Here is a 26398-nt window from a genome sequence, read left to right as displayed (position 1 = left end):
ATGTCGCGACTGGGCAACATCGGCGCCAGGCTGTACCGCGGTGAGGTCGGCTACGACTTCGTCGCCAAGCGCAAGATCTGGTACGGCGTCTCCATCCTGATCACCATCGTGGCCATCGTGGGCCTGGCGGTGCGTGGTCTGAACATGGGCATCGAGTTCTCCGGCGGCGCGGTCTTCACCACCCCGAAGACCACCGTCTCCGCCGCCCACGCCCAGGAGGAGGCGGAGAAGGCGTCCGGCCACGACGCCATCGTCCAGAAGCTGGGCAACGGCGGTCTGCGGATCCAGATCACCGACGTCGGCACCGAGAAGTCCGACCAGATCCGCGAGGAGCTGGCCAAGGACTTCAAGCTCTCCTCGCAGTCCATCAACGCCGAACTGGTCGGACCGAGCTGGGGCGAGCAGATCGCCAACAAGGCCTGGTTGGGCCTCGGTATCTTCATGGCCCTGGTGGTGGTCTATCTCGCCATCGCCTTCGAGTGGCGCATGGCCGTCGCCGCGCTCATCGCCCTGGTCCACGACCTCACGATCACCGTCGGCATCTACGCCCTCGTCGGCTTCGAGGTCACCCCGGGCACCGTCATCGGTCTGCTCACCATCCTCGGCTACTCCCTCTACGACACCGTCGTCGTGTTCGACGGTCTGAAGGAAGCCAGCAGGGGCATCACCAAGCAGACCCGCTGGACCTACAGCGAGATCGCCAACCGCAGCCTCAACGCCACCCTGGTCCGTTCCATCAACACCACGGTCGTGGCCCTGCTCCCGGTGGCCGGTCTGCTCTTCATCGGCGGCGGCTTCCTCGGCGCCGGCATGCTGAACGACATCTCGCTGTCGCTGTTCGTCGGTCTGGCGGCCGGTGCGTACTCCTCGATCTTCATCGCGACCCCGCTGGTGGCCGACCTCAAGGAGCGCGACCCGAAGATGAAGGCCCTGGCCAAGCGGGTGCGGGCCAAGCGCGCCGCGGCCGCCGCCAAGGGCGGGGACGCACTGGCGGAGGACGAGGCGCACGGGGCCGGCGAGGCCGCCGGTGTCGTCGGCCAGCGCACCCAGCCGGCGTCCGGCGACCGCGGCGGCCGGAACCGTCCCTCGGGCGGGCGCCGATGAGCGCCACGCCGGAGCTGCGGGAGCTGCTGCTCTCCCGGATCAGGGACGTACCGGACTATCCGAAGCCGGGCGTGATGTTCAAGGACATCACCCCGCTCCTCGCCGATCCGGCGGCGTTCTCCGCCCTGACCGAGGCCCTCGCGGAGCTCTGCGTCCGCAACGGCGCCACCAAGGTCATGGGCCTGGAGGCGCGCGGCTTCATCCTCGCCGCCCCCGCGGCCATACGGGCGGGCCTCGGCTTCGTCCCCGTCCGCAAGGCGGGCAAGCTGCCCGGGGCGACCCTGTCGCAGGCGTACGAGCTGGAGTACGGCAACGCCGAGATCGAGGTGCACGCCGAGGACCTGACGCCCGAGGACCGCGTCATGGTCATCGACGACGTCCTCGCCACCGGTGGCACCGGCCATGCCTCGCTGGAGCTCGTCCGGCGGGCGAAGGCGCAGGTCGCCGGGGTGGCCGTGCTCATGGAGCTGGGCTTCCTGGCCGGCCGCCGGCGCATCGAGTCCGCCCTGCAGGGCGCTCCGCTGGACGCCCTGATCACCATCTGAGGCACCGCGTACGCGAGGGGCGGGCCACCGGCGACGACCGGGGCCCGCCCCTCCGTCGTGCCCCGGCCCCGCGGTTCCCGGCGGGTCCTCGATACCATGGGCAGTCCGGACCTGATCGGGGGGCCGGACCTCCCTCCCTGTCCGCCTGCGGCACGGAGGGCCATCACGAGGAGTGCTCTTGCCAGACGAGGCCCAGCCGCTCTCCCCCGGACGGAGTCCGGAGGGAACCCCAGCCGCGCGACAGCAGAAGGCCTCGGCCGAGGCCGCGGCCGGAGACACGCCTGCCAAGAAGGCGTCCGACGCGGTGAAGGCCACCCCTGAGTCCCGGCCGAAGGCCCCCGCCGACCGTCCGGCCGGCACCCCGGGCACCACCGGTGCGTCCGTGGCCCGGCCCCCGCAGAACGGCCCGGCACCCCGCTCCGCCTCCTCCAACCGGGTACGCGCCCGGCTCGCCCGCCTCGGAGTGCAGCGCTCCAGCCCGTACAACCCGGTCCTGGAGCCGCTGCTGCGGATCGTCCGGAGCAACGACCCCAAGATCGAATCCACCACGCTGCGCCAGATCGAGAAGGCGTACCAGGTGGCCGAGCGCTGGCACCGCGGCCAGAAGCGCAAGAGCGGCGACCCGTACATCACCCACCCGCTCGCCGTCACCACGATCCTCGCCGAGCTCGGCATGGACCCGGCGACCCTGATGGCCGGCCTGCTGCACGACACCGTCGAGGACACCGAGTACGGGCTCGACACCCTGCGCCGCGACTTCGGTGACCAGGTCGCCCTGCTGGTCGACGGCGTCACCAAGCTCGACAAGGTCAAGTTCGGCGAGGCCGCCCAGGCCGAGACCGTGCGCAAGATGGTCGTCGCCATGGCCAAGGACCCGCGCGTCCTGGTCATCAAGCTCGCCGACCGCCTGCACAACATGCGCACCATGCGCTACCTCAAGCGGGAGAAGCAGGAGAAGAAGGCCCGCGAGACACTGGAGATCTACGCCCCGCTGGCGCACCGGCTGGGCATGAACACCATCAAGTGGGAGCTGGAGGACCTCGCCTTCGCGATCCTCTACCCCAAGATGTACGACGAGATCGTGCGGCTGGTCGCCGAGCGGGCGCCCAAGCGGGACGAGTATCTTGCGGTCGTCACCGACCAGGTGCAGGGCGACCTGCGCGCCGCCCGCATCAAGGCCACCGTCACCGGACGGCCGAAGCACTACTACTCCGTCTACCAGAAGATGATCGTCCGCGGCCGGGACTTCGCGGAGATCTACGACCTGGTGGGCATCCGCGTCCTCGTCGACACCGTCCGCGACTGCTATGCGGCACTCGGCACCATCCACGCACGGTGGAACCCGGTGCCCGGGCGGTTCAAGGACTACATCGCGATGCCCAAGTTCAACATGTACCAGTCGCTGCACACGACGGTCATCGGGCCCAGCGGCAAGCCCGTCGAACTCCAGATCCGCACCTTCGACATGCACCGCCGCGCCGAGTACGGCATCGCCGCGCACTGGAAGTACAAGCAGGAAGCCGTCGCGGGCGCCTCCAAGGTCCGCACGGATGTGCCGCGCAACGCCGGCAAGGGCGGTGGCCAGGACACCGTCAACGACATGGCGTGGCTGCGCCAGTTGCTGGACTGGCAGAAGGAGACGGAGGACCCGGGCGAGTTCCTGGAGTCGCTGCGCTTCGACCTCTCCCGCAACGAGGTCTTCGTCTTCACGCCCAAGGGCGACGTCATAGCGCTGCCGGCCGGAGCCACCCCCGTCGACTTCGCGTACGCCGTGCACACCGAGGTCGGCCACCGCACCATCGGCGCCCGGGTCAACGGACGGCTGGTGCCGCTCGAATCCACCCTGGACAACGGTGACTTGGTGGAGGTCTTCACCTCCAAGGCCGCCGGGGCCGGCCCGTCCCGCGACTGGCTCGGCTTCGTCAAGTCCCCCCGCGCCCGCAACAAGATCCGCGCGCACTTCTCCAAGGAGCGCCGCGACGAGGCCATAGAGCAGGGCAAGGACGCCATCGTCCGGGCCATGCGCAAGCAGAACCTGCCCATCCAGCGCATCCTCACCGGCGACTCGCTGGTGACCCTGGCGCACGAGATGCGCTACCCGGACATCTCCTCGCTCTACGCGGCCATCGGCGAGAACCACGTCTCCGCGCAGAACGTCGTGCAGAAGCTCGTGCAGGCGCTCGGCGGCGAGGACGCGGCCAACGAGGACATCGCCGAGACCACTCCGCCGATCCAGCGCCGCACCAAGCGGCGTTCCAGCGCCGACCCGGGTGTCGTCGTCAAGGGCGTCGACGACGTCTGGGTGAAGCTGGCCCGCTGCTGCACCCCCGTGCCCGGCGACCCGATCATGGGCTTCGTCACCCGTGGCAACGGCGTCTCGGTGCACCGCCAGGACTGCGTCAACGTCGACTCGCTCTCCAAGCAGCCCGAGCGGATCCTCGAAGTCGAATGGGCTCCCACCCAGTCCTCGGTCTTCCTCGTCGCCATCCAGGTCGAGGCACTGGACCGCTCCCGGCTGCTCTCGGACGTCACCCGCGTGCTGTCCGACCAGCACGTCAACATCCTGTCCGCGGCCGTCCAGACCTCCCGTGACCGGGTGGCGACCTCCCGCTTCACCTTCGAGATGGGCGACCCCAAGCACCTGGGCCATGTGCTGAAGGCGGTGCGCGGGGTGGAGGGCGTCTACGACGTCTACCGTGTGACGTCGGCCCGCCGGCCCTCGTAGCGGCAGAAGACACGAAGCCGAAGCGGCAGCAGACACGAAGCCGTAGCGGTGGACCACACGAAGCGGCCCCGGTGCGGACGAGCACCGGGGCCGCTTCGCGCAGCGGACCGGGAAGGTCAGCCGCCGAACTCCTCAAGGCCCTTGAGCGCCTGGTCCAGCAGCGCCTGACGGCCCTCGAGCTCCTTCGCCAGCTTGTCGGCCTTGGCGTTGTTGCCCGCGGCACGGGCCGCGTCGATCTGCGAGCGCAGCTTGTCGACCGCCGCTTCGAGCTGCCCGGTCAGACCCGCGGCACGGGCCCGCGCCTCCGGGTTCGTCCGCCGCCACTCGGCCTCCTCGGCCTCCTGGATCGCGCGCTCGACCGCGTGCATCCGCCCCTCGATCTTCGGGCGGGCGTCCCGCGGCACATGACCGACGGCCTCCCACCGCTCGTTGATCGAACGGAAGGCCGAACGGGCCGCCTTCAGGTCCGAGACCGGAAGGAGCTTCTCGGCCTCGACCGCCAGCTCCTCCTTACGGGTCAGGTTCTCCCGCTGCTCGGCATCCCGCTCGGCGAAGACCTCGCCGCGCGCCTGGAAGAACACGTCCTGGGCCCCGCGGAAGCGGTTCCACAGGTCCTCCTCGGCCTCGCGCTGGGCGCGGCCCGCGGCCTTCCACTCCGACATCAGATCGCGGTACCGGGCGGCCGTCGGACCCCAGTCGGTGGAGCCGGACAGCGCCTCGGCCTCCGTGACCAGCTTCTCCTTGGTCTTCCGGGCCTCCTCACGCTGCGCGTCCAGCGACGCGAAGTGCGCCTTCCGCCGCTTGGAGAACGCCGAACGGGCGTGCGAGAAGCGGTGCCACAGCTCGTCGTCCGTCTTCCGGTCCAGCCGGGGCAGACCCTTCCAGGTGTCGACCAGGGCCCGCAGCCGCTCGCCCGCGGCCCGCCAGTGGTCGCTCGCGGCCAGCTCCTCGGCCTCGGTGACCAGCGCCTCCTTGGCGTGCCGGGCCTCGTCGGACTGCTTCGCCTTGGCCGCCTTGCGCTCCTCACGGCGCTTCTCGACCTCGCCGACCAGCGCGTCGAGCCGCTTGCGCAGCGAGTCCAGGTCACCGACGACATGGTGCTCGTCGAGCTGCTGCCGCAGATGGTCGATCGCCGTCGTCGCGTCCTTGGCCGACAGGTCGGTGGTCCGCACCCGGCGTTCGAGGAGGCCGATCTCGACGACCAGGCCGTCGTACTTGCGCTCGAAGTAGGCCAGGGCCTCCTCGGGAGTCCCCGCCTGCCACGATCCGACGACCTGTTCGCCCTCGGCGGTACGCACGTACACGGTCCCCGTCTCATCGACGCGGCCCCACGGGTCGCTGCTCACAGCGCCTCCTCCACATGATGCCGACACGGGCGCGCAGCCCGTGGGCATCGTCCACAGTTCTCCCTCCTCGCCCCCTTCGGGGAGGAGGGGCCCGGACCGGGCCGCGCCCGAGCCGGTCCGACACGCTGCTCATTTCCCGCCCTCGCGGGGCAGGGCGGCAGCCGTCGGAGCAGGCACCCTGCCATACGCAAACATAGGCGACCCGCAGGCCGGCTGTCCGCCCAGCGCGACCGAAATTTCACCGTCGCCCGGCTCAGGACTTCCGCACGACCGCCTTGTCGATCACGACGGTGGCGTTGGGCGCGGTGTTGTCGTTGCCGTCCGGCGGGGCCGCGCCCGCGTCGGCGATCTTCTTCAGCACGTCCGTGCCGCCGGTGATCCTGCCGAACGGCGTGTAGTCCGGCGGCAACTGACTGTCCCGGTACACCAGGAAGAACTGGCTGCCCCCGGTGTCCCGGCCCTTGCCGGTCCCCGCCTGGTACCGGTTCGCCATGGCGACCGTCCCGGCCGGATAGACGCCGCCCTTGAGCCGGGAGTCCTTCAGGTTCTCGTCCGGGATGGTGTACCCGGGGCCGCCCTCGCCGGTGCCCCGGGGATCGCCGCACTGCAGTACGAAGATGCCGCCCTCGGTCAGCCGGTGGCACCGGGTGTGGTCGAAGTAGCCCCGGCCCGCCAGGAAGTTGAACGAGTTGACGGTGTGCGGCGCCTTCGCCGTGTCCAGCGCGACCTCGATGTCCCCGCAGGTCGTCCGCAGCTCCATCGTGTAGCCGGCGGAACGGTCGACGGAGAGCGCCGGCTCCTTCGTCCACTGCCGGGTGCCCGGCTTGCCCGGCGCGGCCTTGCGGCACGGGTCCGGGGCCCTGCTCGTGGCGGAGGGGGCCGGCGCGGCCGCGTCCTCCCGCCCGTCGCCGCTGAGCCCCACGCTCGCGTACACCGCCGCACCCGCGGCGAGGACGGCGGCGAGGCCCACCACCAGCACCGTGGTCCGGCGCCGTGTCCTGCCGTGCCGCTCGGCGCGCCGCTGCTGCTGCCGTGCGAACTTCTCCCGGGCGAGTTGCCGTCGCCGCTGGTCCCTCGTGGCCACCGGTGGTCTCCCTTGAGCCGTCTCGTCTGATGTCCCCCGGACACTCGAGCCGTACCGTATACGGGTTCGCTGTGGCGGGACCGTCGCCGGTAGGCTCTGAACTGCTCAGATTCTTGTGCCGGACGACTTTTAAGGACGATCGTGCTCATTGCCGGGTTCCCCGCCGGGGCCTGGGGGACCAACTGCTACCTGGTCGCCCCCGCCGCCGGCGAGGAGTGCGTGATCATCGACCCGGGCCACGAAGCGGCCCCCGGAGTCGAAGAGGCACTGAAGAAGCACCGTCTCAAGCCCGTCGCCGTGGTGCTCACCCATGGGCACATCGACCACGTCGCGTCGGTCGTGCCGGTCTGCGGCGCGCACGACGTACCCGCCTGGATCCACCCCGATGACCGCTACATGCTGAGCGACCCGGAGAAGGCTCTGGGACGCTCCATCGGCATGCAGCTGATGGGTGACCTGACCGTGGGCGAACCGGACGACCTGCACGAGCTCACCGACGGTGCGAAGCTCGAACTCGCGGGGCTGGAGTTCGGCGTCGCGCATGCGCCCGGCCATACCAAGGGGTCGGTGACCTTCCGGATGCCCGAGAGCGACGACATCCCGTCGGTGTTCTTCTCGGGCGATCTGCTCTTCGCCGGCTCCATCGGACGCACCGACCTGCCCGGTGGCGACCACGCCGAGATCCTCGACTCGCTGGCCCGAGTGTGCCTGCCGCTCGACGACTCGACCGTGGTGCTGTCCGGCCACGGCCCCCAGACGACCATCGGCCGCGAGCGCGCCACCAACCCGTACCTCCGGGATGTGGCCGCCGGCCTCGGAGCCGCCGACCGCGCCGCTCCGCGACGAGGAATGTGACGAGACTTCTCCCGTGACCACCTTCCAGGCCCCCAAGGGCACGTACGACCTGATCCCGCCGGACTCCGCGACCTATCTCGCGGTGCGCGAGGCGATCTCCGGACCGCTGCGGCGCGCCGGGTACGGCTACATCGAGACCCCCGGTTTCGAGAGCGTGGAGCTCTTCTCCCGCGGTGTCGGCGAGTCCACCGACATCGTCACCAAGGAGATGTACACGCTCACCACCAAGGGCGGTGACCAGCTGGCGCTGCGCCCCGAGGGCACCGCCTCCGTGCTGCGCGCGGCGCTGGAGAACAACCTCCACCGGCTGGGCAACCTGCCGGTCAAGCTCTGGTACTCCGGCTCCTACTACCGCTACGAGCGGCCGCAGGCCGGGCGCTACCGGCACTTCTCCCAGGTCGGCGCCGAGGCGATCGGCTCCGAGGACCCCGCGCTCGACGCCGAGTTGATCATCCTCGCGGTCGACGCCTACCGGTCCCTGGGCCTGAAGAACTTCCGCCTGCTGCTCAACTCACTGGGCGACAAGGAGTGCCGTCCGGTCTACCGGGCCGCGCTCCAGGACTTCCTGCGGGGCCTCGACCTCGACGAGGACACCCGCAAGCGGATCGACATCAACCCGCTGCGGGTGCTCGACGACAAGCGGGACGCCGTCCAGAAGCAGCTCGTGGGCGCGCCGATGATGCGCGACCACCTGTGCGAGGCCTGCAAGGCCTACCACGAGCAGGTGCGCGAGCTGCTGACCGCGGCCGGCGTCGCCTTCGAGGACGACCCCAAGCTGGTGCGCGGCCTGGACTACTACACCCGCACCACCTTCGAGTTCGTCCACGACGGCCTCGGCTCGCAGTCCGCGGTCGGCGGCGGCGGCCGCTACGACGGCCTCTCCGAGATGATCGGCGGCCCGGCGCTCCCGTCGGTCGGCTGGGCGCTCGGCGTCGACCGCACGGTCCTGGCCCTCAGGGCCGAGGGCGTGGAGCTGGAACTGCCCTCCGCCACCGAGGTGTTCGCGGTGCCGCTCGGGGAAGAGGCTCGGCGCGCGCTGTTCGGCGTGGTCACCGAGCTGCGCCGGGCCGGGATCGCCACGGACTTCGCCTTCGGCGGCAAGGGCCTGAAGAACGCGATGAAGTCCGCGAACCGTTCGGGCGCGCGCTTCGCGGTCGTCGCGGGCGAGCGGGACCTCGCCGAGGGCGTCGTCCAGCTGAAGGACCTGGAGACGGGCGAACAGTCGCCGGTCGCGCCCGACCGGATCGTCGACGAACTGCGCGGCAGGCGGGCCTGACACGGGCTTTCTTACGCCGGTCGAACGCCCACCGGACGAGGATGGCCGATCAGGGTCCCTCGTCCGGTGGAGACGGTCCGCCGACGGCCCTTATTGGGGCACAATGTGCCGTGTCCGGCAGGGCGCAATTCCTCGGGAGCGATGAACGGCGATATGGCGACGACAGTGGTTGACGACGTGTCCACCGACGAGCACGACCCGGAGCACCCCAGCGGGGGAGCGGTCGGCAGCAGCCGCGCCCTCGCCTGGCTGCTGGTGATCACCGGCGCCGCCGGACTGCTCGCGGCGTGGGTCGTCACGCTCGACAAGATTGAGCTCTTGAAGAACCCGGAGTTCCAGCCCGGGTGCAACTTCAACTCGATTGTCTCCTGCGGCAGCATCATGGAGAGCGATCAGGCCTCGGCCTTCGGCTTCCCCAACCCGATGCTCGGCCTGGTCACCTACGGCATGGTGATCGCCATCGGCATGGGGCTGGTCGCGGGGGCCCGCTACCCGCGTTGGTTCTGGCTCGGGCTGAACGCCGGGACGCTCTTCGGCGTCGGATTCTGCACCTGGCTGCAGTACCAGTCGCTGTACGTCATCGGCTCGCTCTGCGTGTGGTGCTGCCTCGCCTGGGTCGCCACCATCGTGATGTTCTGCTACGTCACGCTGCACAACATCCGAAACCGGTTCCTCCCGGCGCCGGAGGGCCTGCGCAACGGCCTGCTGGAGTTCCACTGGGTGCCGCCAGTGCTCTGGATCGGCATCATCGGCATGCTCGTCCTGACCCGCTGGTGGAGCGTCTTCGTCGGGTGACCACCGGCTACGGGCATCGCGCCGCCGGTTCCCCGCTCGATCCGGCGGTGACATCTCACTGACAGTGCCCCGGGCTCCGCGCCCGGGGCACTGTCAGTGGGGTGTCATAGGCTTCCCGACGTGGAGCCCGACCTGTTCACCGCCGCCGAAGAGGACCGCCGAGAGAAGGATCCGGCCAGCAGCCCGCTGGCCGTGCGGATGCGTCCCCGCACCCTCGACGAAGTCGTCGGGCAGCAGCATCTGCTGCGGCCCGGCTCACCGCTGCGCAGACTCGTCGGCGAGGGCGGCGGCGGGCCCGCGGGGCCGTCCTCGGTGATCCTCTGGGGGCCGCCCGGCACCGGTAAGACGACCCTCGCCTACGTCGTCAGCCAGGCCACCAACAAGCGCTTCGTGGAGCTCTCCGCGATCACCGCCGGGGTCAAGGAGGTGCGGGCGGTCATCGACGGCGCGCGCCGCGCCTCGGGCGGATACGGCAAGGAGACCGTCCTCTTCCTCGACGAGATCCACCGCTTCAGCAAGGCCCAGCAGGACTCCCTGCTGCCCGCGGTGGAGAACCGCTGGGTCACCCTGATCGCCGCCACCACCGAGAACCCGTACTTCTCGGTCATCTCCCCGCTGCTGTCCCGCTCGCTGCTGCTCACCCTGGAGCCGCTCACCGACGACGACCTGCGCGGGCTCGTCCACCGGGCGCTCACCGACGAGCGCGGCCTGGGCGGTGCGGTGCGGCTCCCGGAGGACGCCGAGGGACATCTGCTGCGGATCGCGGGCGGTGACGCCCGGCGGGCGCTCACAGCGCTGGAGGCCGGGGCCGGCTCCGCCCTCGCGAAGGGCGAGGACGAGGTCACCCTGCAGTCCCTGGAGGAAGCCGTCGACCGGGCGGCGGTGAAGTACGACCGCAACGGCGACCAGCACTACGACGTCGCCAGCGCGCTGATCAAGTCCATCCGCGGCTCGGACGTGGACGCCGCGCTGCACTACCTGGCGCGGATGATCGAGGCGGGGGAGGACCCGCGGTTCATCGCGCGGCGGCTGATGATCTCGGCCAGCGAGGACATCGGGATGGCCGACCCGACGGCGCTGCAGACCGCGGTGGCCGCCGCGCAGGCGGTGGCCATGATCGGCTTCCCGGAGGCCGCGCTCACGCTCAGCCACGCCACCATCGCCCTCGCGCTGGCCCCGAAGTCCAACGCCGCCACCACGGCGATCGGCGCCGCCCTGGCGGACGTCCGGGCGGGACTGGCGGGCCCGGTGCCCGCGCACCTGCGGGACGGCCACTACCAGGGCGCCAAGAAGCTGGGCCACGCCCAGGGCTATGTGTACCCGCACGATGTGCCGGGCGGTATCGCGGCCCAGCAGTACGCACCCGACGCGGTGCACGGCAAGCGCTACTACGAGCCGACGCGCTACGGCGCCGAGGCGCGGTACGCGGACGTCGCGGAGCGGGTGCGCAGCCGGCTGCGCGGCGAGCAGCCGCGCCCGGCGGACCCGCCGCGGCAGCCCGCGAAGCCGGCCCAGCAGCCCGCGGCCCAGCAGCCCGCGGCCCAGCAGTCCGCGGCGCAGCAGTCCGTAGTGAAGGCGCCGCAGCAGGCGGAGCGGCCCGCGAAGGCGCCGAAGCAGGAGCAGGGGGCGGCGGTGGACTCCGGGTCAAAGGGCCCCGGTCCGACGCGTCCCGGCTCCCGGCCGGATGCGTCCCCTGAGCCGGCGGCGTCGTCGCTCACCGAAGAGCCGGCCCCCGCGACCGCGGAGGAACCGGGCAGGGAGGCCGCGGGGGAGCCTGGCTCCCCGAGCCGCGAGGCCGCGCAGGAGCCCGCCTCGCAGCCGGGTGGTGGCGCCTCCGACGGGGACGGCCGGGCGACCGCGCAAGGCGACCAGGAGGCCGGCTGAGGCGCCCCCGGGCCCCGGCGGCGACTGAGGCGTCCCCGTGTCCCGGCGCCCGTGAAGGTCACCGCTCATCCGTCATCGCTCACCCGGCGCCGGGCAGCCGCCCCGGGCCGTTGCCGCGCAGCCACCCCGGGCCGCCGCCGCGTGGCCACCCCGGGCCGTTGCCGCGCAGCCACCCCGGGCCGCCGCCGCGTGGCCACCGCGGACCTGCTCCGGGCAGGCACGCGGAACTGCCCCGGCGGATCCGCCCCGGGCGGTCACTCGCTTTCGAGCGCCGCCTCGAAGAGCGTGTGCCTGCCCCGGCGGATCCGCCCCGGGCGGTCACTCGCTTTCGAGCGCCGCCTCGAAGAGCGTGTGCATCGCGCGGCGCAGCCCCACGACGTCGCTCACGGGCTCCGGGAAGTCGAAGCGCGCGTCGAAGGAGTGGTCGTCCTCGTCCGTGAAGCGGACCCGCAGCCCGAAGCGGTCCAGGGAGACCGGTACGGCCCGGTCGCCGACCCCGCACATCCGGTCCCCGAGCAGCGTGCACAGACCGCGGACCTGGTCCGAGTGGGCCGAGGCGAGGTGCTGGAGCAGTTCGGTCTCGTGTCCGACCAGCGGATCCGCGTGCGCCGAGGCAAGATCGTCCGGCTCGACGGACTCGGATCCCCAGAGGTCTTCGACACATGCCTCACCGACCTCCAGCCGCAGCAGCAGCCAGTCGGGCCGGACGGTATCATCGCTGGTCAGAGCGTTTTTCCGGGCTTCGTCGAGGCCCAGGATCTCGCCCACGGGGTGCCGTTTCGCCAGCAGCATCGCGCACGCGGGGCGCTCTTCGTCGGGTACAGGAGCCAGCCACCCGGCAATCCACCCGCGGCCCCGGATACGATGGGGTACGGCGACCGGCGCGACATCAGTAATTTCGATCACTGCTGTCAGCTCGTCGTCCTGTGCGTGGGCCGCGGCGCGAGCCGTGGGGGAGTCTCCACGCACCAGCAACAGCACGTCTCCGTCCGGTGTGACGGTACGGGCTGCGGGCGCCGCGGCGCCCAGTTCGTCGAGGTCCGCACCCGGAATGCACAATGCGGCCGAGGCGTCCGACTCCACGAGGGTTCGTACACGCTCGGCAGCCGTCGGCTGCCGGGTGTCGTCCAAGGGGCGCGGCTGACCCACCCGAGCGCTGTCCGCTGCTGATTCCGCAGCGCGGCCGGTGCCGGGCAGGGGGCTCCCAGGTCGAAACATGCGTTCTCCTCCGCTAAGGTAAGCCTCACCTAACTTACACGGAGGTTCGGTTCACGTGAACCAGTCGCGTCCCAAGGTCAAGAAGTCGCGTGCACTCGGCATCGCCCTGACGCCGAAGGCAGTCAAGTACTTCGAGGCCCGTCCCTACCCGCCCGGCGAGCACGGTCGTGGGCGGAAGCAGAACAGTGACTACAAGGTCCGTCTGCTGGAGAAGCAGCGTCTGCGCGCTCAGTACGACATCAGTGAGCGTCAGATGGCCCGTGCCTACGACCGCGCTCGGAAGGTCGAAGGCAAGACGGGCGAAGCCCTGATCATCGAGCTTGAGCGCCGTCTGGACGCGCTCGTCCTGCGGTCGGGAATCGCCCGCACGATCTACCAGGCCCGCCAGATGGTCGTTCACGGCCACATCGAGGTCAACGGCCGCAAGGTCGACAAGCCGTCCTTCCGGGTGAGCCCGGACGACGTCGTCATGGTCCGCGAGCGCAGCCGTGAGAAGCACCCGTTCCAGGTTGCGCGCGAGGGCGGCTACGACACGGAGGGTGAGACCCCCCGTTACCTGCAGGTCAACCTGAAGGCGCTCGCCTTCCGGCTCGACCGGGACCCGAACCGCAAGGAGATCCCGGTGATCTGCGACGAGCAGCTGGTCGTCGAGTACTACGCACGCTGACGCGGACGCAGTAGGCGCCACTCAGCCCGCCGTCTCCCCGCCGCTCGCGGTGGGGGAGGCGGCGGGTTCGTGCGTGGCGGCCGGTTCCACCGTCGGCAGCTCACCGCGCGGTCCCGGCAGCGGCGCGGCGCGCCCCGCGCCCCGCAGCGCTCGCAGCGCGGCTCCGTCCAGATCGAGCCGGGCCCCCTCGCGCAGGCACTCCTCGTACCGCTCCCCGCCCAGCTCCTCGCGGGTCCGCCGCTCGCACAGCTGGTGCGGGGTGTCGAAGCTCTGCGAGCCGAACCGCGGCAGCCCCACCGACCGCCAGAGGTGCCCGGCGGCCCCCTGCAGCACGGCCGCCTCCTCCGGGGCGCCCTCGCACGCGGTGAGCAACGCGAGCAGCTCCAAGGTGAGCACCGTGCCGACCAGGTCGTGGAAGGCGTGATGGATGGCGAGGGACTCCTCCAGCAGCTTGCGGGCCTCCCGGGCGTCTCCCCGGGTCCAGGCGGCGAAGCCCAGCACGTACAGCGCGTAGGAGAGCGTCCAGCGCTCCCCGTGCTCCTCGCAGATCTCCCGCACGCTCTCGCACAGCGCGACCGCGCCGGACAGGTCGCCCTGGAAGGCCAGCGCCATGGCCAGTTCGACCTGCCCGGTCAGGACGTTGCTGTTCAGCTCGCCGATCTCCCGGTACCGCTCCAGCGCCGAGCGGATCAGCTGTTCCGCGCGCGGCATGTCGTCGGAGACCAGCGCAAGGCAGCCGGTGCGGTGCAGCGCGCAGGCCGCGGCCAGGGCGCTGCCGGCGCGCTCCGCCTCCTCGCTGCACTCCCGGAGCGCCGCGATCGCCCCGACCGTGTCGCCCTGCAGCACCGCCACGTAGCCGGCGACCCACAGCGCCTTCAGCCGTGCCTCGTCGTTGTCGCCGTCCAGCTCCAGCGCCCGGTCCAGCCAGTGCCGGCCCTCCGCGAGCCGGCCGCAGCCGATCCAGAAGAACCACAGGGTGCCCGCGAGGTACTGCCCGATGTGCGCCTCCTCGCCGCCCTCCAGGCTGAACTCCAGGGCCACCCGCAGATTGGGCAGCTCGGTGTCGATCCGTGCGGCCACCTCGGCCTGCCGCGGACTGAACCAGTCCAGTTCGCACCAGGTGGCCAGGCCCATGTACCAGTCGCGGTGCCGGCGCCGCATCCGGGCGGTGTCGTCCAGCGCGTCGAGCCAGCACGCGCCGTAGGCCCGTACGGTGTCCAGCATCCGGTAGCGGACGTGCGCCCCCGCGGAGTCTCCGGCGGGCGGGGTGCCGCCCGGGGCGTCCTCGCACACCACCACCGACTGCGCCACCAACTCGGTCACCACGTCGAGCACATCGTCCGCGGGCAGGTCCGGCCCCGAGCAGACGTATTCCACGGCCTCCAGGTCGAAGTGGCCCGCGAAGACCGACAGCCGCGCCCACAGCAGCCGCTCCCGGGGGGTGCACAGCTCATGGCTCCAGCCGATGGCCGTCCGCAGCGTCTGGTGGCGGGGCAGCGCGCCGCGGCTGCCGCCGGTGAGCAGCCGGAAGCGGTCGTCGAGCCGGTGCAGCAGCTGATCCACGGAGAGGGCGCGCAGCCGTCCGGCGGCCAGCTCCAGCGCGAGCGGGATCCCGTCGAGCCGGTGGCAGAGCTCCGCCACGGCCCAGCGGTTGTCGTCGGTGATCGTGAATCCCGGCAGCACCGCCGAGGCGCGGTCGGCGAGCAGCACCGCGGCGTCCCCGACGAGCGCCCGCGGCCCCCGGGGGGAGCGGGCCGGCGCCGGCGCGGGCATCGGGGACAGTGGGACCGCCTGCTCGCCCGGCAGGCCGAGCAGCCGCCGGCCCGCCGCCAGCACCTGCAGGCCGGGCACCCGGCACAGCAGCTCGCGGACGAGGGAGGCGCACTCCTCCACGATGTGCTCGAAGCCGTCCAGGACGATCAGCAGCCGCCGTTCCGCCAGTTGCTCGGCGAGCGCTCTGCGCGGCCGGCGCCCCAGATGGTCGGCGAGGCCCAGCCCCTCGGTGAACGCGTGCTCCAGCAGATCCGGTTCGTGCAGGCTGGACAGGTCCACCAGCCAGGCCCCGTCGAGGAAGCGTTCCTGCATCAGGTGCGCGGCGCGCAGGGTGATGCGGGTCTTCCCGACCCCGCCCACGCCCGTGACGGTGACCAGCCGGGAGCAGTCCAGCCGACGGCCGAGTTCGGCCAGTTCCGCCTTCCGGCCGACGAAGCGGTTCAGCTCGACGGGGAGATTGCCGGGGGAGGGAGGGAGTTCGAGGGCGTTGCCGGGGCGCAAGGGGCGTCGCATGGAACACGGAGCGTACTCGGAGCTGTGCGGACCGTACAATCGGCCGGGCCGTCCGGTGTCCGACCGGCGGGTAAACCCGGTACGGGTCCGGGGGTGCGGCGCGATAAGGTCGACATCTGCCGCCCCATGTCCCCGCAGGCCGGGGGCGACCGGGACGGGCGGCGACCGAATCGTTCACAGGATTCGTCCAACAGGGAAGCGGTGCATTGTGTCCGGTGGAGAGGTGGCCGGGATCCTCGTGGCCGTCTTCTGGGCCATCCTGGTGTCCTTCCTCGCCGTCGTGCTGGTGAGGCTCGCCCAGGTGCTCAGAGCGACCACCAAACTGGTGGCGGACGTCTCCGAACAGGCCGTCCCGCTGCTCGGCGAGGCATCGGCGACCGTGCGCTCCGCGCAGACCCAGCTCAACCGGGTCGACGCCATCGCGAGCGACGTCCAGGAGGTCACCTCCAACGCCTCGGCGCTCTCCTCGACCGTCGCATCCACCTTCGGCGGTCCGCTGGTCAAGGTCGCCTCCTTCGGCTACGCCGTGCGCCGGGCGATGGGCCGGAAGGATCCGCAGGCGCCGGAGAGCCGCCGTACCGTGATCGTAGGACGCACCGTGCCGTCGGCCCGGCGAGCGCGCCGGCGCAACCGCGGCGGAAAGGCCTGACGCATATGTTCCGCCGCACCTTCTGGTTCACCGCGGGCGCAGCCGCCGGCGTGTGGGCCACCACCAAGGTCAACCGCAAGCTCCGCAGCCTGACTCCGGAGAGCCTCGCCGCCCAGGCGGCCGACAAGGCCGTCGAGGCGGGGCACCGGCTCAAGGAGTTCGCGCTCGATGTCCGCGACGGCATGGCGCAGCGCGAGACCGAACTGAACGACGCCCTGGGCATCGAGTCCCGGGACGACCACCGAGAACTGCCCGCGCCCCGCCGGCCGGCGGCGCTGGGACGGAAGAACCCGTACAACCGGAATGAGGACCACTGATGGAGTCGGCTGAAATCCGTCGCCGCTGGCTGCGCTTCTTCGAGCAGCGAGGGCACACCGTCGTGCCGTCGGCGTCGCTGATCGCGGACGACCCGACGCTGCTGCTGGTCCCGGCGGGCATGGTGCCGTTCAAGCCCTACTTCCTGGGCGAGGTGAAGCCCCCCTTCGACCGCGCCACGAGCGTGCAGAAGTGTGTCCGCACGCCCGACATCGAAGAGGTCGGCAAGACCACCCGGCACGGCACGTTCTTCCAGATGTGCGGCAACTTCTCCTTCGGCGACTACTTCAAGGAAGGCGCCATCAGGTTCGCCTGGGAGCTGCTGACCTCCTCGGTGGCCGACGGCGGCTACGGCCTGGACCCCGAGCGCCTGTGGATCACCGTCTACCGGGACGACGACGAGGCCGAGCAGATCTGGCGCGACGTGATCGGCGTCCCGGCCGAGCGCATCCAGCGGCTCGGGATGAAGGAGAACTACTGGTCCATGGGCGTGCCCGGCCCGTGCGGACCGTGCTCCGAGATCAACTACGACCGCGGCCCGGAGTTCGGCGTCGAGGGCGGCCCGGCCGTCAACGACGAGCGCTACGTGGAGATCTGGAACCTGGTCTTCATGCAGTACGAGCGCGGCGAGGGCTCGGGCAAGGACAGCTTCCCGATCCTCGGCGAGCTGCCCAGCAAGAACATCGACACCGGCCTCGGCCTCGAGCGCCTGGCGATGATCCTGCAGGGCGTGCGGAACATGTACGAGACCGACACCCTGCGCGTGGTCATGGACAAGGCCACCGAACTCACCGGTGTCCGCTACGGCGACGACCACGGCTCGGACGTGTCGCTGCGCGTCGTCGCCGACCACATCCGCACCTCCGTGATGCTGATCGGCGACGGTGTCACCCCCGGCAACGAGGGCCGCGGCTACGTCCTGCGCCGCATCATGCGCCGCGCCATCCGGAACATGCGTCTGCTGGGCGCCACCGATCCGGTCGTCGGCGAGCTGGTCGACGTGGTCGTCAGGACCATGGGCGAGCAGTACCCGGAGCTTCTCGAGGACCGCAAGCGCGTCGAGACGGTCGCGCTGGGCGAGGAGGCCGCCTTCCTCAAGACCCTCAAGACCGGCACCAACATCCTGGACACCGCCGTCTCCGACACCAAGTCCGCGGGCGGCACGGTGCTCCCCGGCGACAAGGCGTTCCTGCTCCACGACACCTGGGGCTTCCCGATCGACCTCACCCTGGAGATGGCCGCCGAGCAGGGCCTGACCGTGGACGAGGACGGCTTCCGGCGCCTGATGAAGGAGCAGCGGGAGCGCGCCAAGGCCGACGCCAAGGCCAAGAAGCAGGGCCATGCCGACCTGTCCGCCTACCGCGAGGTGGCCGACAGCTCCGGTGCCACCGTCTTCACCGGCTACACCGACACCGAGGGCGAGTCCACCGTGGTGGGCCTGCTGGTGGACGGCGTCGCCTCCCCGGCCGCCCACGAGGGCGACGAGGTCGAGGTCGTGCTGGACCGCACGCCGTTCTACGCCGAGGGCGGCGGCCAGCAGGCCGACACCGGGCGGCTCAAGCTGGACACGGGCGCCGTGGTGGAGATCCGCGACGTCCAGCAGCCGGTGCCGGGCGTCAGCGTGCACAAGGGCGTCGTCCAGGTCGGCGAGGTCACGGTCGGCTCCGCGGCCTACGCCCACATCGACGTCACCCGCCGCCGGGCCATCGCCCGCGCCCACAGCGCCACCCACCTCACCCACCAGGCGCTGCGGGACGCCCTCGGGCCCACCGCCGCGCAGGCCGGTTCGGAGAACGCCCCGGGCCGCTTCCGCTTCGACTTCGGCTCGCCGGCCGCCGTGCCCGGCACCGTCCTGACCGATGTCGAGCAGCGGATCAACGAGGTGCTCTCGCGCGAACTCGACGTCAGCGCCGAGGTGATGAGCATGTCCGACGCCAAGAAGCAGGGCGCCATCGCCGAGTTCGGCGAGAAGTACGGCGAGCGCGTCCGCGTGGTCACCATCGGCGACTTCTCCAAGGAGCTGTGCGGCGGCACCCACGTCCACAACACCGCCCAGCTGGGGCTGGTGAAGCTGCTCGGTGAGTCGTCCATCGGTTCCGGTGTGCGCCGGGTCGAGGCCCTCGTCGGCGTCGACGCCTACAACTTCCTCGCCCGCGAGCACACGGTCGTCTCCCGGCTCACCGACCTGGTGAAGGGCCGTCCGGAGGAGCTGCCGGAGAAGATCTCCGGGATGCTCGCCAAGCTCAAGGACGCCGAGAAGGAGATCGAGCGGTTCCGCGCGGAGAAGGTCCTCCAGGCCGCCGCCGGTCTCGCCGAGGGCGCCAAGGACGTCCGGGGCGTGGCCCTGGCCGCCGGGCGGGTGCCCGACGGCACCGGCGCGGACGACCTGCGCAAGCTCGTCCTCGACGTGCGGCAGCGCATCAGCGGCGGCCGCCCGGCCGTGGTCGCCCTGTTCACCGTGGCGAACGGCCGCCCGCTGACCGTGATCGCCACCAACGAGGCCGCCCGCGAGCGCGGTCTGAAGGCCGGCGACCTGGTCCGCACCGCTGCCAAGACGCTCGGCGGCGGAGGCGGCGGCAAGCCGGACGTGGCCCAGGGCGGTGGGCAGAACCCGGCCGCCGTCGACGACGCCGTGGCCGCCGTCGAGCGCCTCGTCGCCGAGAAGGCCTGACGGGACGGGTGGCGGAAGCGGCATGACGGAGACTCGGGCCATGCGCCGCGGCCGGCGGATCGCCGTCGATGTCGGGGACGCCCGGATCGGGGTCGCCTCGTGCGACCCCGACGGGGTCCTCGCCACCCCGGTGGAGACCGTTCCGGGGCGCGACATCCCGGCCGCCCAGCGGCGGCTCGCGGCGATCGTAGAGGAGTACGAGCCGATCGAGGTCGTGGTGGGCCTTCCCCGTTCGCTCAGCGGCGGGGAGGGCCCGGCCGCCGCCAAGGTCAGAGCCTTCGCCCAGGACCTGGCGCGGCGGATCGCCCCGGTGGCGGTACGCCTGGTGGACGAGCGGATGACCACGGTGACGGCCGCCCAGGGGCTCCGGGCCTCGGGCGTCAGCTCCAAGAAGGGCCGCAAGGTCGTCGACCAGGCCGCCGCCGTGATCATCCTGCAGAACGCGCTGGAGACCGAGCGGACCTCGGGTGAGGCCCCGGGGGAGGGCGTCGAAGTGGTCATCTGATCGCGATACGGTAACGTTCCGCGCGACGCGGCGGCGCTCCATGGCCGCCACGGATAAGAGGCGGACCGGACGCCCGCGCAGAAGGCGCACCGGGAGCCGTCTCGCGGCGCAAGGGGATCGATGACTGAGTACGGCCGGGGCCCAGGCTCCGAACCCTGGCACCCCGACGACCCGCTGTACGGGGACGGGTGGAACGGGCAGCAGCCCCAGGGCGGTGCCCCGGGGCCGTACGACGGCGGGCAGCACTACCAGCAGCAGCCGCAGTGGGACGACGGCGCGCAGCAGTACGGTCAGGGCGCGGGGCAGCAGCAGTACGCCCAGCAGCCGTACGGCGATCAGCAGTACGGGTGGGACCCGGCGCGGACGACGGGCATGGCCTACGGCGGCGACCAGGGTGACCCGTACGGCCCCGCGCCGTCCGGCCCGTACCCGGGCGAGCGCCCCGATCTCTACGGCACTCCCGGCGCCTACCCGCCACCGCAGCAGCCCGGTCACCCGGGGCGGCCGCCCTACGGGGAGCCGGGGCACCCCGGCCGGCCGTACCCGGACGGGCAGCCGTACCCGGAGGAGCAGTACGGCGGGCCTCAGCAGTACCCGGGACAGCCGCACGAGACCCAGCCGTTCGATACCCAGTCCCTGGAGCCCCAGCGAGCCGACGGCCCGGGGCCGGACACCGCGGCGGAGCCCGGACCGGACGCCGAGCCGGCGCCCGAGCCGCGGGAGGAGCACCCGTTCTTCGCCGGGCAGGAGGGCCGGGAGCGCGGCCGGGGCCGGTACGTCGAGGGCGACGACGAGCCCGGTGACGCGGACTCCGAGGACCCCGACCGCCGTGACCGTCCCAAACGCCGCAGCGGGACGGCCTGCCTGCTCACCGGGGTGATCCTGGTGGGCGTGCTCGGCGGCGTCGGCTATCTGGGCTACGACTTCTGGCAGGAGCACTTCGGCCCGGCACCGGACTACTCGGGCCAGGGCACCGGCACGGTGCAGGTCGAGATCCCGGAGGGCGCGCTCGGCCAGGAGATGGGCGGCATCCTGCAGAAGGCGGGTGTCGTGAAGAGCGCCGGCGCCTTCGTCGAGGCGCAGGAGGGGAACCCCAAGGGCAATCACATCCAGCCCGGCGTCTACGTGCTGCACAAGAAGATGTCCGGCTCCGAAGCCGTGAAGATGATGACGGACCCGGCGAGCTTCAACGCGCTCATCGTCCCCGAGGGCAGCCGGGCCCCCGCGATCTACGCGGCCGTCGACAAGAAGCTCGACGTGCCGGCCGGTACCACCAAGAAGGTCGCCGCGAAGCAGGCCGACAAGCTCGGACTCCCCGAGTGGGCCGACGACGACCCGGACATCAAGGACCCCCTCGAAGGCTTCCTCTACCCCTCCCGGTACAGCGCGGCCGAGGGCACCGAGCCGGTGGACGTGCTGCGGCAGATGGTGAGCCGCGCCAAGAAGGAGTACGCCAAGCACGACCTGGCGGGCGACGCCCGGAAGCTGGGGCTCAAGTCGCCGCTGGACGTCGTCACCGTGGCCAGCCTGGTCCAGGCCGAGGGCAAGACCGACGCCGACTTCCGCAAGATGTCGCGCGTGGTCTACAACCGGCTGAAGCCGGGCAACACCGAGACCAACGGGCGGCTGGAGTTCGACTCCACCTACAACTACCTGAAGGGCCAGAGCAAGCTCGACCTGGACCCCGCGGAGCTCCGCAGGTACGACGACCCGTACAACACCTACTTCTACAAGGGTCTGACGCCCGGTCCGATCGGGAACCCCGGGATCGAGGCCCTGAACGCGGCGCTCAACCCCGAGTCCGGCGACTGGTACTACTTCGTCGCCATCAAGGGGAAGACGAAGTTCGCCAGCACACTGGAGGAACACAACCGGCTGGTCGAGGAGTTCAACCAGAGCCGGCGCGAGGACAAGGCGGCCGGCCGTGGCTGACCGTCCGACGGGCCGGCGCGCCGCGGTCCTCGGCTCGCCGGTCGCGCACTCGCTCTCCCCGGTCCTGCACCGTGCCGCCTACGAGGCCCTGGGCCTCGACGGCTGGACGTACGACCGCTTCGAGGTGGCCGAGCTCGGGCTCGCCGCCTTCCTGGACGAGCTCCCGGAGGGCGACTGGGCCGGGCTGTCCCTGACCATGCCGCTCAAGCGGGTGGTCATCCCGCTGCTGGACGACATCAGTGAGACGGCCGCCTCCGTCGAGGCCGTCAACACGGTGGTCTTCGGCGCGGACGGCCGTCGGCACGGCGACAACACCGACATCCCCGGCATGCTGGCGGCGTTGCGCGAACACGGGGTGGAGAAGGTGGAGCGGGCGTCGGTGCTCGGCGCCGGAGCCACCGCCTCCTCCGCGCTCGCGGCGCTCTCCCGGATCTGCCTCGGCGAGGTCACCGCGTATGTGCGCAGCGAGGCCCGGGCGGCCGAGATGCGGCGCTGGGGCGAGCGGCTGGGCGTGGACCTGCGGACGGCGGACTGGTCCCGCGCGGCCGAGGGCCTCGGTGCGCCGCTGGTCGTGGCCACCACCCCGGCCGGTGCCACCGACGCCCTGGCCGCGGCCGTACCCGACCGTCCCGGCACCCTGTTCGACGTGCTCTACGAGCCCTGGCCGACCGCGCTCGCCGCTTCTTGGTCGGCCCGCGGCGGCGAGGTCGTCGGCGGCCTGGACCTCCTCGTCCACCAGGCCGTTCTCCAGGTCCAGCGGATGACGGGCCAGGTGCCGGCGCCGCTGGCCGCGATGCGCGCCGCCGGGGAGCAGGCCCTTGCCGCCCGGCCGGAGACCCCCGGGGACTGAACCGTTCCGCCTCCGTCCGGGGCCCGGGTGCCGGGTCGTGCCGGTGGTCACCCGTGGTCCGCCTGGTGGACCGGCGTCCGGCCCGGGGCCGCCGACGTGGGAGGATCGGAGGTGGCGTACCGGGGACCGGGTACCACCAGCCACGCTGGGTGAGCCGCCCCCGGCCGCGCCGCACACCGAGGCACGGGCATGAGGAGCATCGTTGAGCAGGTTGCGCTGGCTGACCGCGGGGGAGTCGCACGGCCCCGCACTCGTCGCGACACTGGAGGGTCTCCCCGCCGGCGTACCGATCACCACGGAGATGGTGGCGGACGCGCTGGCCCGGCGGCGGCTCGGCTATGGGCGCGGCGCGCGGATGAAGTTCGAGCGCGACGAGGTCACGTTCATCGGCGGTGTCCGGCACGGCCTCACCCTCGGTTCCCCGGTCGCGGTCATGGTGGGCAACACCGAGTGGCCCAAGTGGGAGAAGGTCATGGCGGCCGACCCGGTCGACCCCGCCGAGCTCGCGGAGCTGGCCCGCAACGCCCCGCTCACCCGGCCCCGTCCCGGCCACGCCGACCTGGCGGGCATGCAGAAGTACGGCTTCGACGAGGCGCGGCCCATCCTGGAGCGGGCCTCCGCCCGGGAGACCGCCGCCCGCGTCGCCCTCGGCACGGTCGCCCGGTCCTACCTCAAGGAGACCGCGGGCATCGAGATCGTCAGCCATGTCGTGGAGCTGGCCGCGGCCAAGGCCCCCTACGGCGTGCTGCCGGTCCCCGCCGACGTGGAGAAGCTGGACGCCGACCCGGTGCGCTGCCTCGACGCGGCCGCGAGCGAGGCGATGGTCGCCGAGATCGACCAGGCCCACAAGGACGGTGACACCCTCGGCGGCGTCGTCGAGGTGCTGGCCTACGGCGTTCCCGTCGGCCTGGGCTCGCACGTGCACTGGGACCGCCGGCTCGACGCCCGGCTGGCCGGCGCGCTGATGGGCATCCAGGCCATCAAGGGCGTCGAGGTCGGCGACGGCTTCGACCTGGCGCGCGTCCCCGGCTCCCAGGCCCACGACGAGATCGTCGGCACCGAGGACGGCATCCGGCGCACCACGGGCCGCTCCGGCGGCACCGAGGGCGGCCTGACCACCGGCGAACTGCTGCGGGTCCGGGCGGCGATGAAGCCCATCGCCACCGTGCCGCGGGCGCTGGCCACCGTCGACGTCGCCACCGGTGAGGCCACCCAGGCCCACCACCAGCGCTCGGACGTCTGCGCCGTCCCGGCGGCGGGCATCGTCGCCGAGGCGATGGTGGCCCTGGTCCTGGCCGACGCGGTGGCGGAGAAGTTCGGCGGCGACTCGGTGACCGAGACCCGCCGCAATGTCCAGAACTTCCTCGACCACCTGGCGATCCGGTGAGCGGGACCGCGGCGCCGGGCCCGGCCGTCGTCCTGGTCGGCCCCATGGGCGTCGGGAAGTCGACCGTCGGCCGGATCCTCGCGGACCGGCTCGGCCTCGGCTACCGCGACACCGACGACGACATCGAGCGGACCGCGGGCCGCGCCATCCCGGAGATCTTCATCGACAGCGGAGAGCCGCACTTCCGCGCGCTGGAGCGGACGGCCGTCGGCACGGCCGTGGCCGAACACCGCGGCGTCCTCGCACTGGGCGGCGGCGCCGTCCTGGACGAGGGCACGCGCGCCCTGCTCACCGGACTGCCCGTCGTCTTCCTCGACGTGGGGGTGAGCGAGGCCGTCAAGCGCGTCGGTCTCAACGCCCCCCGCCCGCTGCTCGCCGTCAATCCGCGGCAGACCTGGCGCGAGCTGATGGAGCGGCGCCGCCCGCTGTACACCGAAGTCGCCCGCGTGGTCGTGGGCACGGACGACCGCACCCCCGAGGAGGTCGCCGAAGCGGTGCTCGACGCACTGGAGTTGCGGCAGCCCGCGGAGGGCACTCCCCGGACCCCCAGCCAGGAGAAGAAGGCATGAGCGAGACCCCCACGCGTATCCAGGTCGGCGGCACCGCGGGGACGGACCCCTACGAGGTGCTGGTCGGCCGTCAGCTGCTCGGTGAGCTCCCCGGGCTCATCGGGCGGGGCGCCAAGCGGGTCGCGGTGCTGCACCCCGAGGCGCTGGCGGCCACCGGCGAGGCGCTGCGCGAGGATCTGGCGAACCAGGGCTACGAGGCCATCGCCATCCAGCTGCCCAACGCCGAGGAGTCCAAGACCGTCGAGGTCGCCGCGTACTGCTGGAAGGCGCTCGGGCAGACCGGCTTCACCCGCACCGATGTGATCGTCGGCGTCGGCGGCGGGGCCACCACCGACCTCGCGGGCTTCGTCGCGGCCACCTGGCTGCGCGGGGTGCGCTGGGTCGCCGTGCCGACCACGGTGCTGGGCATGGTCGACGCCGCCGTCGGCGGCAAGACCGGCATCAACACCGCCGAGGGCAAGAACCTGGTCGGCGCCTTCCACCCGCCGTCCGGCGTGCTGTGCGACCTCGCCAGCCTCGACTCGCTGCCCGTCAACGACTACATCAGCGGGCTCGCCGAGATCATCAAGGCCGGGTTCATCGCGGATCCGGTGATCCTGGACCTGATCGAGGAGGACCCGGCCGCGGCCCGTACGCCCGGAGGCCCGCACGCCGCCGAGCTCATCGAGCGGTCGATCCGGGTCAAGGCCGACGTGGTCTCCTCCGACCTCAAGGAGTCCGGCCTGCGGGAGATCCTCAACTACGGCCACACCCTGGCGCACGCGATCGAGAAGAACGAGCGCTACAACTGGCGGCACGGCGCGGCGGTCTCCATCGGCATGGTGTTCGCGGCCGAGCTGGGCCGTCTCGCCGGACGCCTGGACGACGCCACGGCCGACCGGCACCGCACCGTCCTGGAGTCCGTCGGACTGCCGCTGGCCTACCGCGGCGACCAGTGGCCCAAGCTGCTGGAGACCATGAAGGTCGACAAGAAGTCCCGCGGCGACCTGCTGCGCTTCATCGTCCTCGACGGCCTCGGCAAGCCGACCGTCCTGGAGGGCCCGGACCCGGCCGTCCTGGCCGCCGCCTACGCGGAGGTCTCCAAGTGACCCGGCGGGTACTGGTGCTCAACGGCCCGAACCTGGGCCGGCTGGGCTCCCGCGAGCCCGACGTCTACGGCGCCACCTCCTACGCCGGGCTGGTCGAGGAGTGCTCGCGGCTCGGCAAGGAGCTGGGCTTCGCGGTCGAGGTGCGGGAGACCAACGACGAGGGCGAGATGGTCCGGTGGCTGCACGAGGCCGCGGACGGCTCGGTCCCCGTGGTGCTCAACCCCGGCGCCTTCACGCACTATTCGTACGCGATGCGGGACGCGGCGGCGCAGCGCACCGCCCCGCTCGTCGAGGTGCACATCTCGAACCCGTACGCGCGCGAGGAGTTCCGGCACACCTCGGTCGTCGCGGCCGTCGCCTCGGGAACCGTCGCGGGCTTCGGCATCGGCTCGTACCGGCTGGCGCTGCGCGCGCTGGCGGAGGAAGTGTCCGGCTGACGGCACGTCCGTCCGGCGGCCGGGAGCTCGTTCCGGCGGACGGCCCGCAGGTCCGGGCACTCCCGTGGGTGCCCGGCCGTTCACCCGGCGAGCGGCCGGGGAGGGTACGGTTCTGATGCTTCCGGTGGAAACCGGGGGCACCGGCGACCAGTTCACGGTCCGTCCGGCCGGATCCACGGGTGCTCTGCGCCCGGCGTTCCGGCCGGGCGG

At 72.0% G+C, this 26398-nt stretch carries 21 protein-coding genes and 1 pseudogene; 18 read left to right on the top strand and 4 right to left on the bottom strand.

What is annotated here, in order from left to right; translation table 11 throughout:
• The 3 genes from secF to AC3EQ1_RS02095 all read left to right on the top strand — a co-directional run bounded on the left by secF (position 1) and on the right by AC3EQ1_RS02095 (position 4374).
• Positions 1–1104 carry a protein translocase subunit SecF gene (gene secF, locus AC3EQ1_RS02105; protein WP_432092490.1) on the top strand — a complete coding sequence of 368 codons (1104 nt, stop codon included), beginning with the start codon at positions 1–3 and terminating at the stop codon, positions 1102–1104.
• The gene (locus AC3EQ1_RS02100; protein ID WP_432092489.1) at positions 1101–1649 is read left to right on the top strand and encodes an adenine phosphoribosyltransferase; all 549 of its coding nucleotides are present in this window, start codon (positions 1101–1103) and stop codon (positions 1647–1649) included. The genes secF and AC3EQ1_RS02100 overlap by 4 nt, the downstream gene beginning before the upstream one ends.
• Before the next feature lie 178 nt (positions 1650–1827).
• Positions 1828–4374 carry a RelA/SpoT family protein gene (locus tag AC3EQ1_RS02095; RefSeq protein WP_432092488.1) on the top strand — a complete coding sequence of 849 codons (2547 nt, stop codon included), beginning with the start codon at positions 1828–1830 and terminating at the stop codon, positions 4372–4374.
• Between the two features lie 116 nt (positions 4375–4490).
• Here AC3EQ1_RS02095 and AC3EQ1_RS02090 read toward each other — a convergent pair whose 3' ends face one another.
• Both AC3EQ1_RS02090 and AC3EQ1_RS02085 read right to left on the bottom strand, forming a co-directional pair.
• Positions 4491–5720 carry a DUF349 domain-containing protein gene (locus AC3EQ1_RS02090; protein WP_432092487.1) on the bottom strand — a complete coding sequence of 410 codons (1230 nt, stop codon included), beginning with the start codon at positions 5718–5720 and terminating at the stop codon, positions 4491–4493.
• A gap of 253 nt (positions 5721–5973) precedes the next feature.
• Positions 5974–6804 carry a peptidylprolyl isomerase gene (locus AC3EQ1_RS02085; RefSeq protein ID WP_432092486.1) on the bottom strand — a complete coding sequence of 277 codons (831 nt, stop codon included), beginning with the start codon at positions 6802–6804 and terminating at the stop codon, positions 5974–5976.
• A gap of 141 nt (positions 6805–6945) precedes the next feature.
• On the opposite strand from AC3EQ1_RS02085, the gene AC3EQ1_RS02080 reads away from it, so the two are divergent.
• From AC3EQ1_RS02080 to AC3EQ1_RS02065, 4 genes and pseudogenes are all read left to right on the top strand, one after another.
• Positions 6946–7659, top strand: a complete 714-nt coding sequence (locus AC3EQ1_RS02080) for an MBL fold metallo-hydrolase (RefSeq protein WP_432092485.1) — start codon at positions 6946–6948, stop codon at positions 7657–7659.
• A 13-nt stretch (positions 7660–7672) separates the two neighbouring features.
• Positions 7673–8935, top strand: a complete 1263-nt coding sequence (hisS, locus tag AC3EQ1_RS02075; RefSeq protein ID WP_432092484.1) for a histidine--tRNA ligase — start codon at positions 7673–7675, stop codon at positions 8933–8935.
• A 153-nt stretch (positions 8936–9088) separates the two neighbouring features.
• A complete protein-coding gene (locus AC3EQ1_RS02070) occupies positions 9089–9730 on the top strand; it encodes a vitamin K epoxide reductase family protein (RefSeq protein WP_432092483.1) in 642 nt (213 codons plus the stop codon).
• Between the two features lie 120 nt (positions 9731–9850).
• Positions 9851–11203: pseudogene (locus AC3EQ1_RS02065) on the top strand (replication-associated recombination protein A); the annotation flags it as partial.
• A gap of 729 nt (positions 11204–11932) precedes the next feature.
• Here the strand turns inward: AC3EQ1_RS02065 and AC3EQ1_RS02060 are convergent.
• Positions 11933–12832: a DUF2470 domain-containing protein gene (locus AC3EQ1_RS02060; RefSeq protein ID WP_432092482.1), complete on the bottom strand. Its 900-nt coding sequence runs from the start codon at positions 12830–12832 to the stop codon at positions 11933–11935.
• A gap of 55 nt (positions 12833–12887) precedes the next feature.
• On the opposite strand from AC3EQ1_RS02060, the gene rpsD reads away from it, so the two are divergent.
• Positions 12888–13499: a 30S ribosomal protein S4 gene (rpsD, locus tag AC3EQ1_RS02055; RefSeq protein ID WP_351509204.1), complete on the top strand. Its 612-nt coding sequence runs from the start codon at positions 12888–12890 to the stop codon at positions 13497–13499.
• 21 nt (positions 13500–13520) lie between these two features.
• Here the strand turns inward: rpsD and AC3EQ1_RS02050 are convergent, their stop codons facing one another.
• Entirely contained in the window at positions 13521–15785 is a 2265-nt protein-coding gene (locus AC3EQ1_RS02050) for an ATP-binding protein (RefSeq protein WP_432092481.1), read from the bottom strand.
• A 208-nt stretch (positions 15786–15993) separates the two neighbouring features.
• Between AC3EQ1_RS02050 and AC3EQ1_RS02045 the strand changes: the two genes are divergently transcribed.
• The 10 genes from AC3EQ1_RS02045 to aroQ all read left to right on the top strand — a co-directional run bounded on the left by AC3EQ1_RS02045 (position 15994) and on the right by aroQ (position 26188).
• A complete protein-coding gene (locus tag AC3EQ1_RS02045; RefSeq protein WP_432092480.1) occupies positions 15994–16434 on the top strand; it encodes a DUF948 domain-containing protein in 441 nt (146 codons plus the stop codon).
• Between the two features lie 5 nt (positions 16435–16439).
• Positions 16440–16751, top strand: a complete 312-nt coding sequence (locus tag AC3EQ1_RS02040; RefSeq protein ID WP_351509197.1) for a DUF6167 family protein — start codon at positions 16440–16442, stop codon at positions 16749–16751.
• The gene (gene alaS / locus AC3EQ1_RS02035; RefSeq protein ID WP_432092479.1) at positions 16751–19420 is read left to right on the top strand and encodes an alanine--tRNA ligase; all 2670 of its coding nucleotides are present in this window, start codon (positions 16751–16753) and stop codon (positions 19418–19420) included. Before AC3EQ1_RS02040 ends, alaS begins: the two co-directional genes overlap by 1 nt.
• Positions 19421–19460: 40 nt before the next feature.
• Positions 19461–19925, top strand: a complete 465-nt coding sequence (gene ruvX / locus AC3EQ1_RS02030) for a Holliday junction resolvase RuvX (RefSeq protein ID WP_351509374.1) — start codon at positions 19461–19463, stop codon at positions 19923–19925.
• A 120-nt stretch (positions 19926–20045) separates the two neighbouring features.
• Complete coding sequence (gene mltG, locus AC3EQ1_RS02025) at positions 20046–21857, top strand: endolytic transglycosylase MltG (RefSeq protein ID WP_432092478.1); 1812 nt, start codon at positions 20046–20048, stop codon at positions 21855–21857.
• Positions 21850–22707, top strand: coding sequence for a shikimate dehydrogenase (locus tag AC3EQ1_RS02020; protein ID WP_432092477.1), 858 nt, complete (start codon positions 21850–21852; stop codon positions 22705–22707). The genes mltG and AC3EQ1_RS02020 overlap by 8 nt, the downstream gene beginning before the upstream one ends.
• A 202-nt stretch (positions 22708–22909) precedes the next feature.
• Entirely contained in the window at positions 22910–24094 is a 1185-nt protein-coding gene (aroC, locus tag AC3EQ1_RS02015) for a chorismate synthase (RefSeq protein WP_388848214.1), read from the top strand.
• Positions 24095–24138: 44 nt separating this feature from the next.
• Complete coding sequence (locus AC3EQ1_RS02010) at positions 24139–24663, top strand: shikimate kinase (RefSeq protein ID WP_432092628.1); 525 nt, start codon at positions 24139–24141, stop codon at positions 24661–24663.
• Positions 24660–25751 (top strand): 3-dehydroquinate synthase, encoded by a 1092-nt coding sequence (gene aroB / locus AC3EQ1_RS02005; RefSeq protein WP_432092476.1) that lies wholly within the window; start codon positions 24660–24662, stop codon positions 25749–25751. The genes AC3EQ1_RS02010 and aroB overlap by 4 nt, the downstream gene beginning before the upstream one ends.
• The gene (gene aroQ, locus AC3EQ1_RS02000; RefSeq protein ID WP_432092475.1) at positions 25748–26188 is read left to right on the top strand and encodes a type II 3-dehydroquinate dehydratase; all 441 of its coding nucleotides are present in this window, start codon (positions 25748–25750) and stop codon (positions 26186–26188) included. Before aroB ends, aroQ begins: the two co-directional genes overlap by 4 nt.
• Positions 26189–26398 lie beyond the last annotated feature (210 nt).

It is taken from the genome of Streptomyces sp. bgisy100 (genome assembly GCF_057709105.1).
The sequence above is the reverse complement of the archived record's forward strand: the minus strand, read 5'-3'. Positions and strand labels throughout refer to the sequence as shown.

Excerpts from the sequence above, each read along its gene's own strand:
- secF (WP_432092490.1), top strand. The coding sequence starts at position 1 with ATGTCGCGACTGGGCAACATCGGCGCCAGGCTGTACCGCGGTGAGGTC.
- AC3EQ1_RS02100 (WP_432092489.1), top strand. The coding sequence starts at position 1,101 with ATGAGCGCCACGCCGGAGCTGCGGGAGCTGCTGCTCTCCCGGATCAGG.
- AC3EQ1_RS02070 (WP_432092483.1), top strand. The coding sequence starts at position 9,089 with ATGGCGACGACAGTGGTTGACGACGTGTCCACCGACGAGCACGACCCG.
- AC3EQ1_RS02060 (WP_432092482.1), bottom strand. The coding sequence starts at position 12,832 with ATGTTTCGACCTGGGAGCCCCCTGCCCGGCACCGGCCGCGCTGCGGAA.
- AC3EQ1_RS02050 (WP_432092481.1), bottom strand. The coding sequence starts at position 15,785 with ATGCGACGCCCCTTGCGCCCCGGCAACGCCCTCGAACTCCCTCCCTCC.
- AC3EQ1_RS02040 (WP_351509197.1), top strand. The coding sequence starts at position 16,440 with ATGTTCCGCCGCACCTTCTGGTTCACCGCGGGCGCAGCCGCCGGCGTG.
- alaS (WP_432092479.1), top strand. The coding sequence starts at position 16,751 with ATGGAGTCGGCTGAAATCCGTCGCCGCTGGCTGCGCTTCTTCGAGCAG.
- ruvX (WP_351509374.1), top strand. The coding sequence starts at position 19,461 with ATGCGCCGCGGCCGGCGGATCGCCGTCGATGTCGGGGACGCCCGGATC.
- mltG (WP_432092478.1), top strand. The coding sequence starts at position 20,046 with ATGACTGAGTACGGCCGGGGCCCAGGCTCCGAACCCTGGCACCCCGAC.
- AC3EQ1_RS02010 (WP_432092628.1), top strand. The coding sequence starts at position 24,139 with ATGGGCGTCGGGAAGTCGACCGTCGGCCGGATCCTCGCGGACCGGCTC.
- aroB (WP_432092476.1), top strand. The coding sequence starts at position 24,660 with ATGAGCGAGACCCCCACGCGTATCCAGGTCGGCGGCACCGCGGGGACG.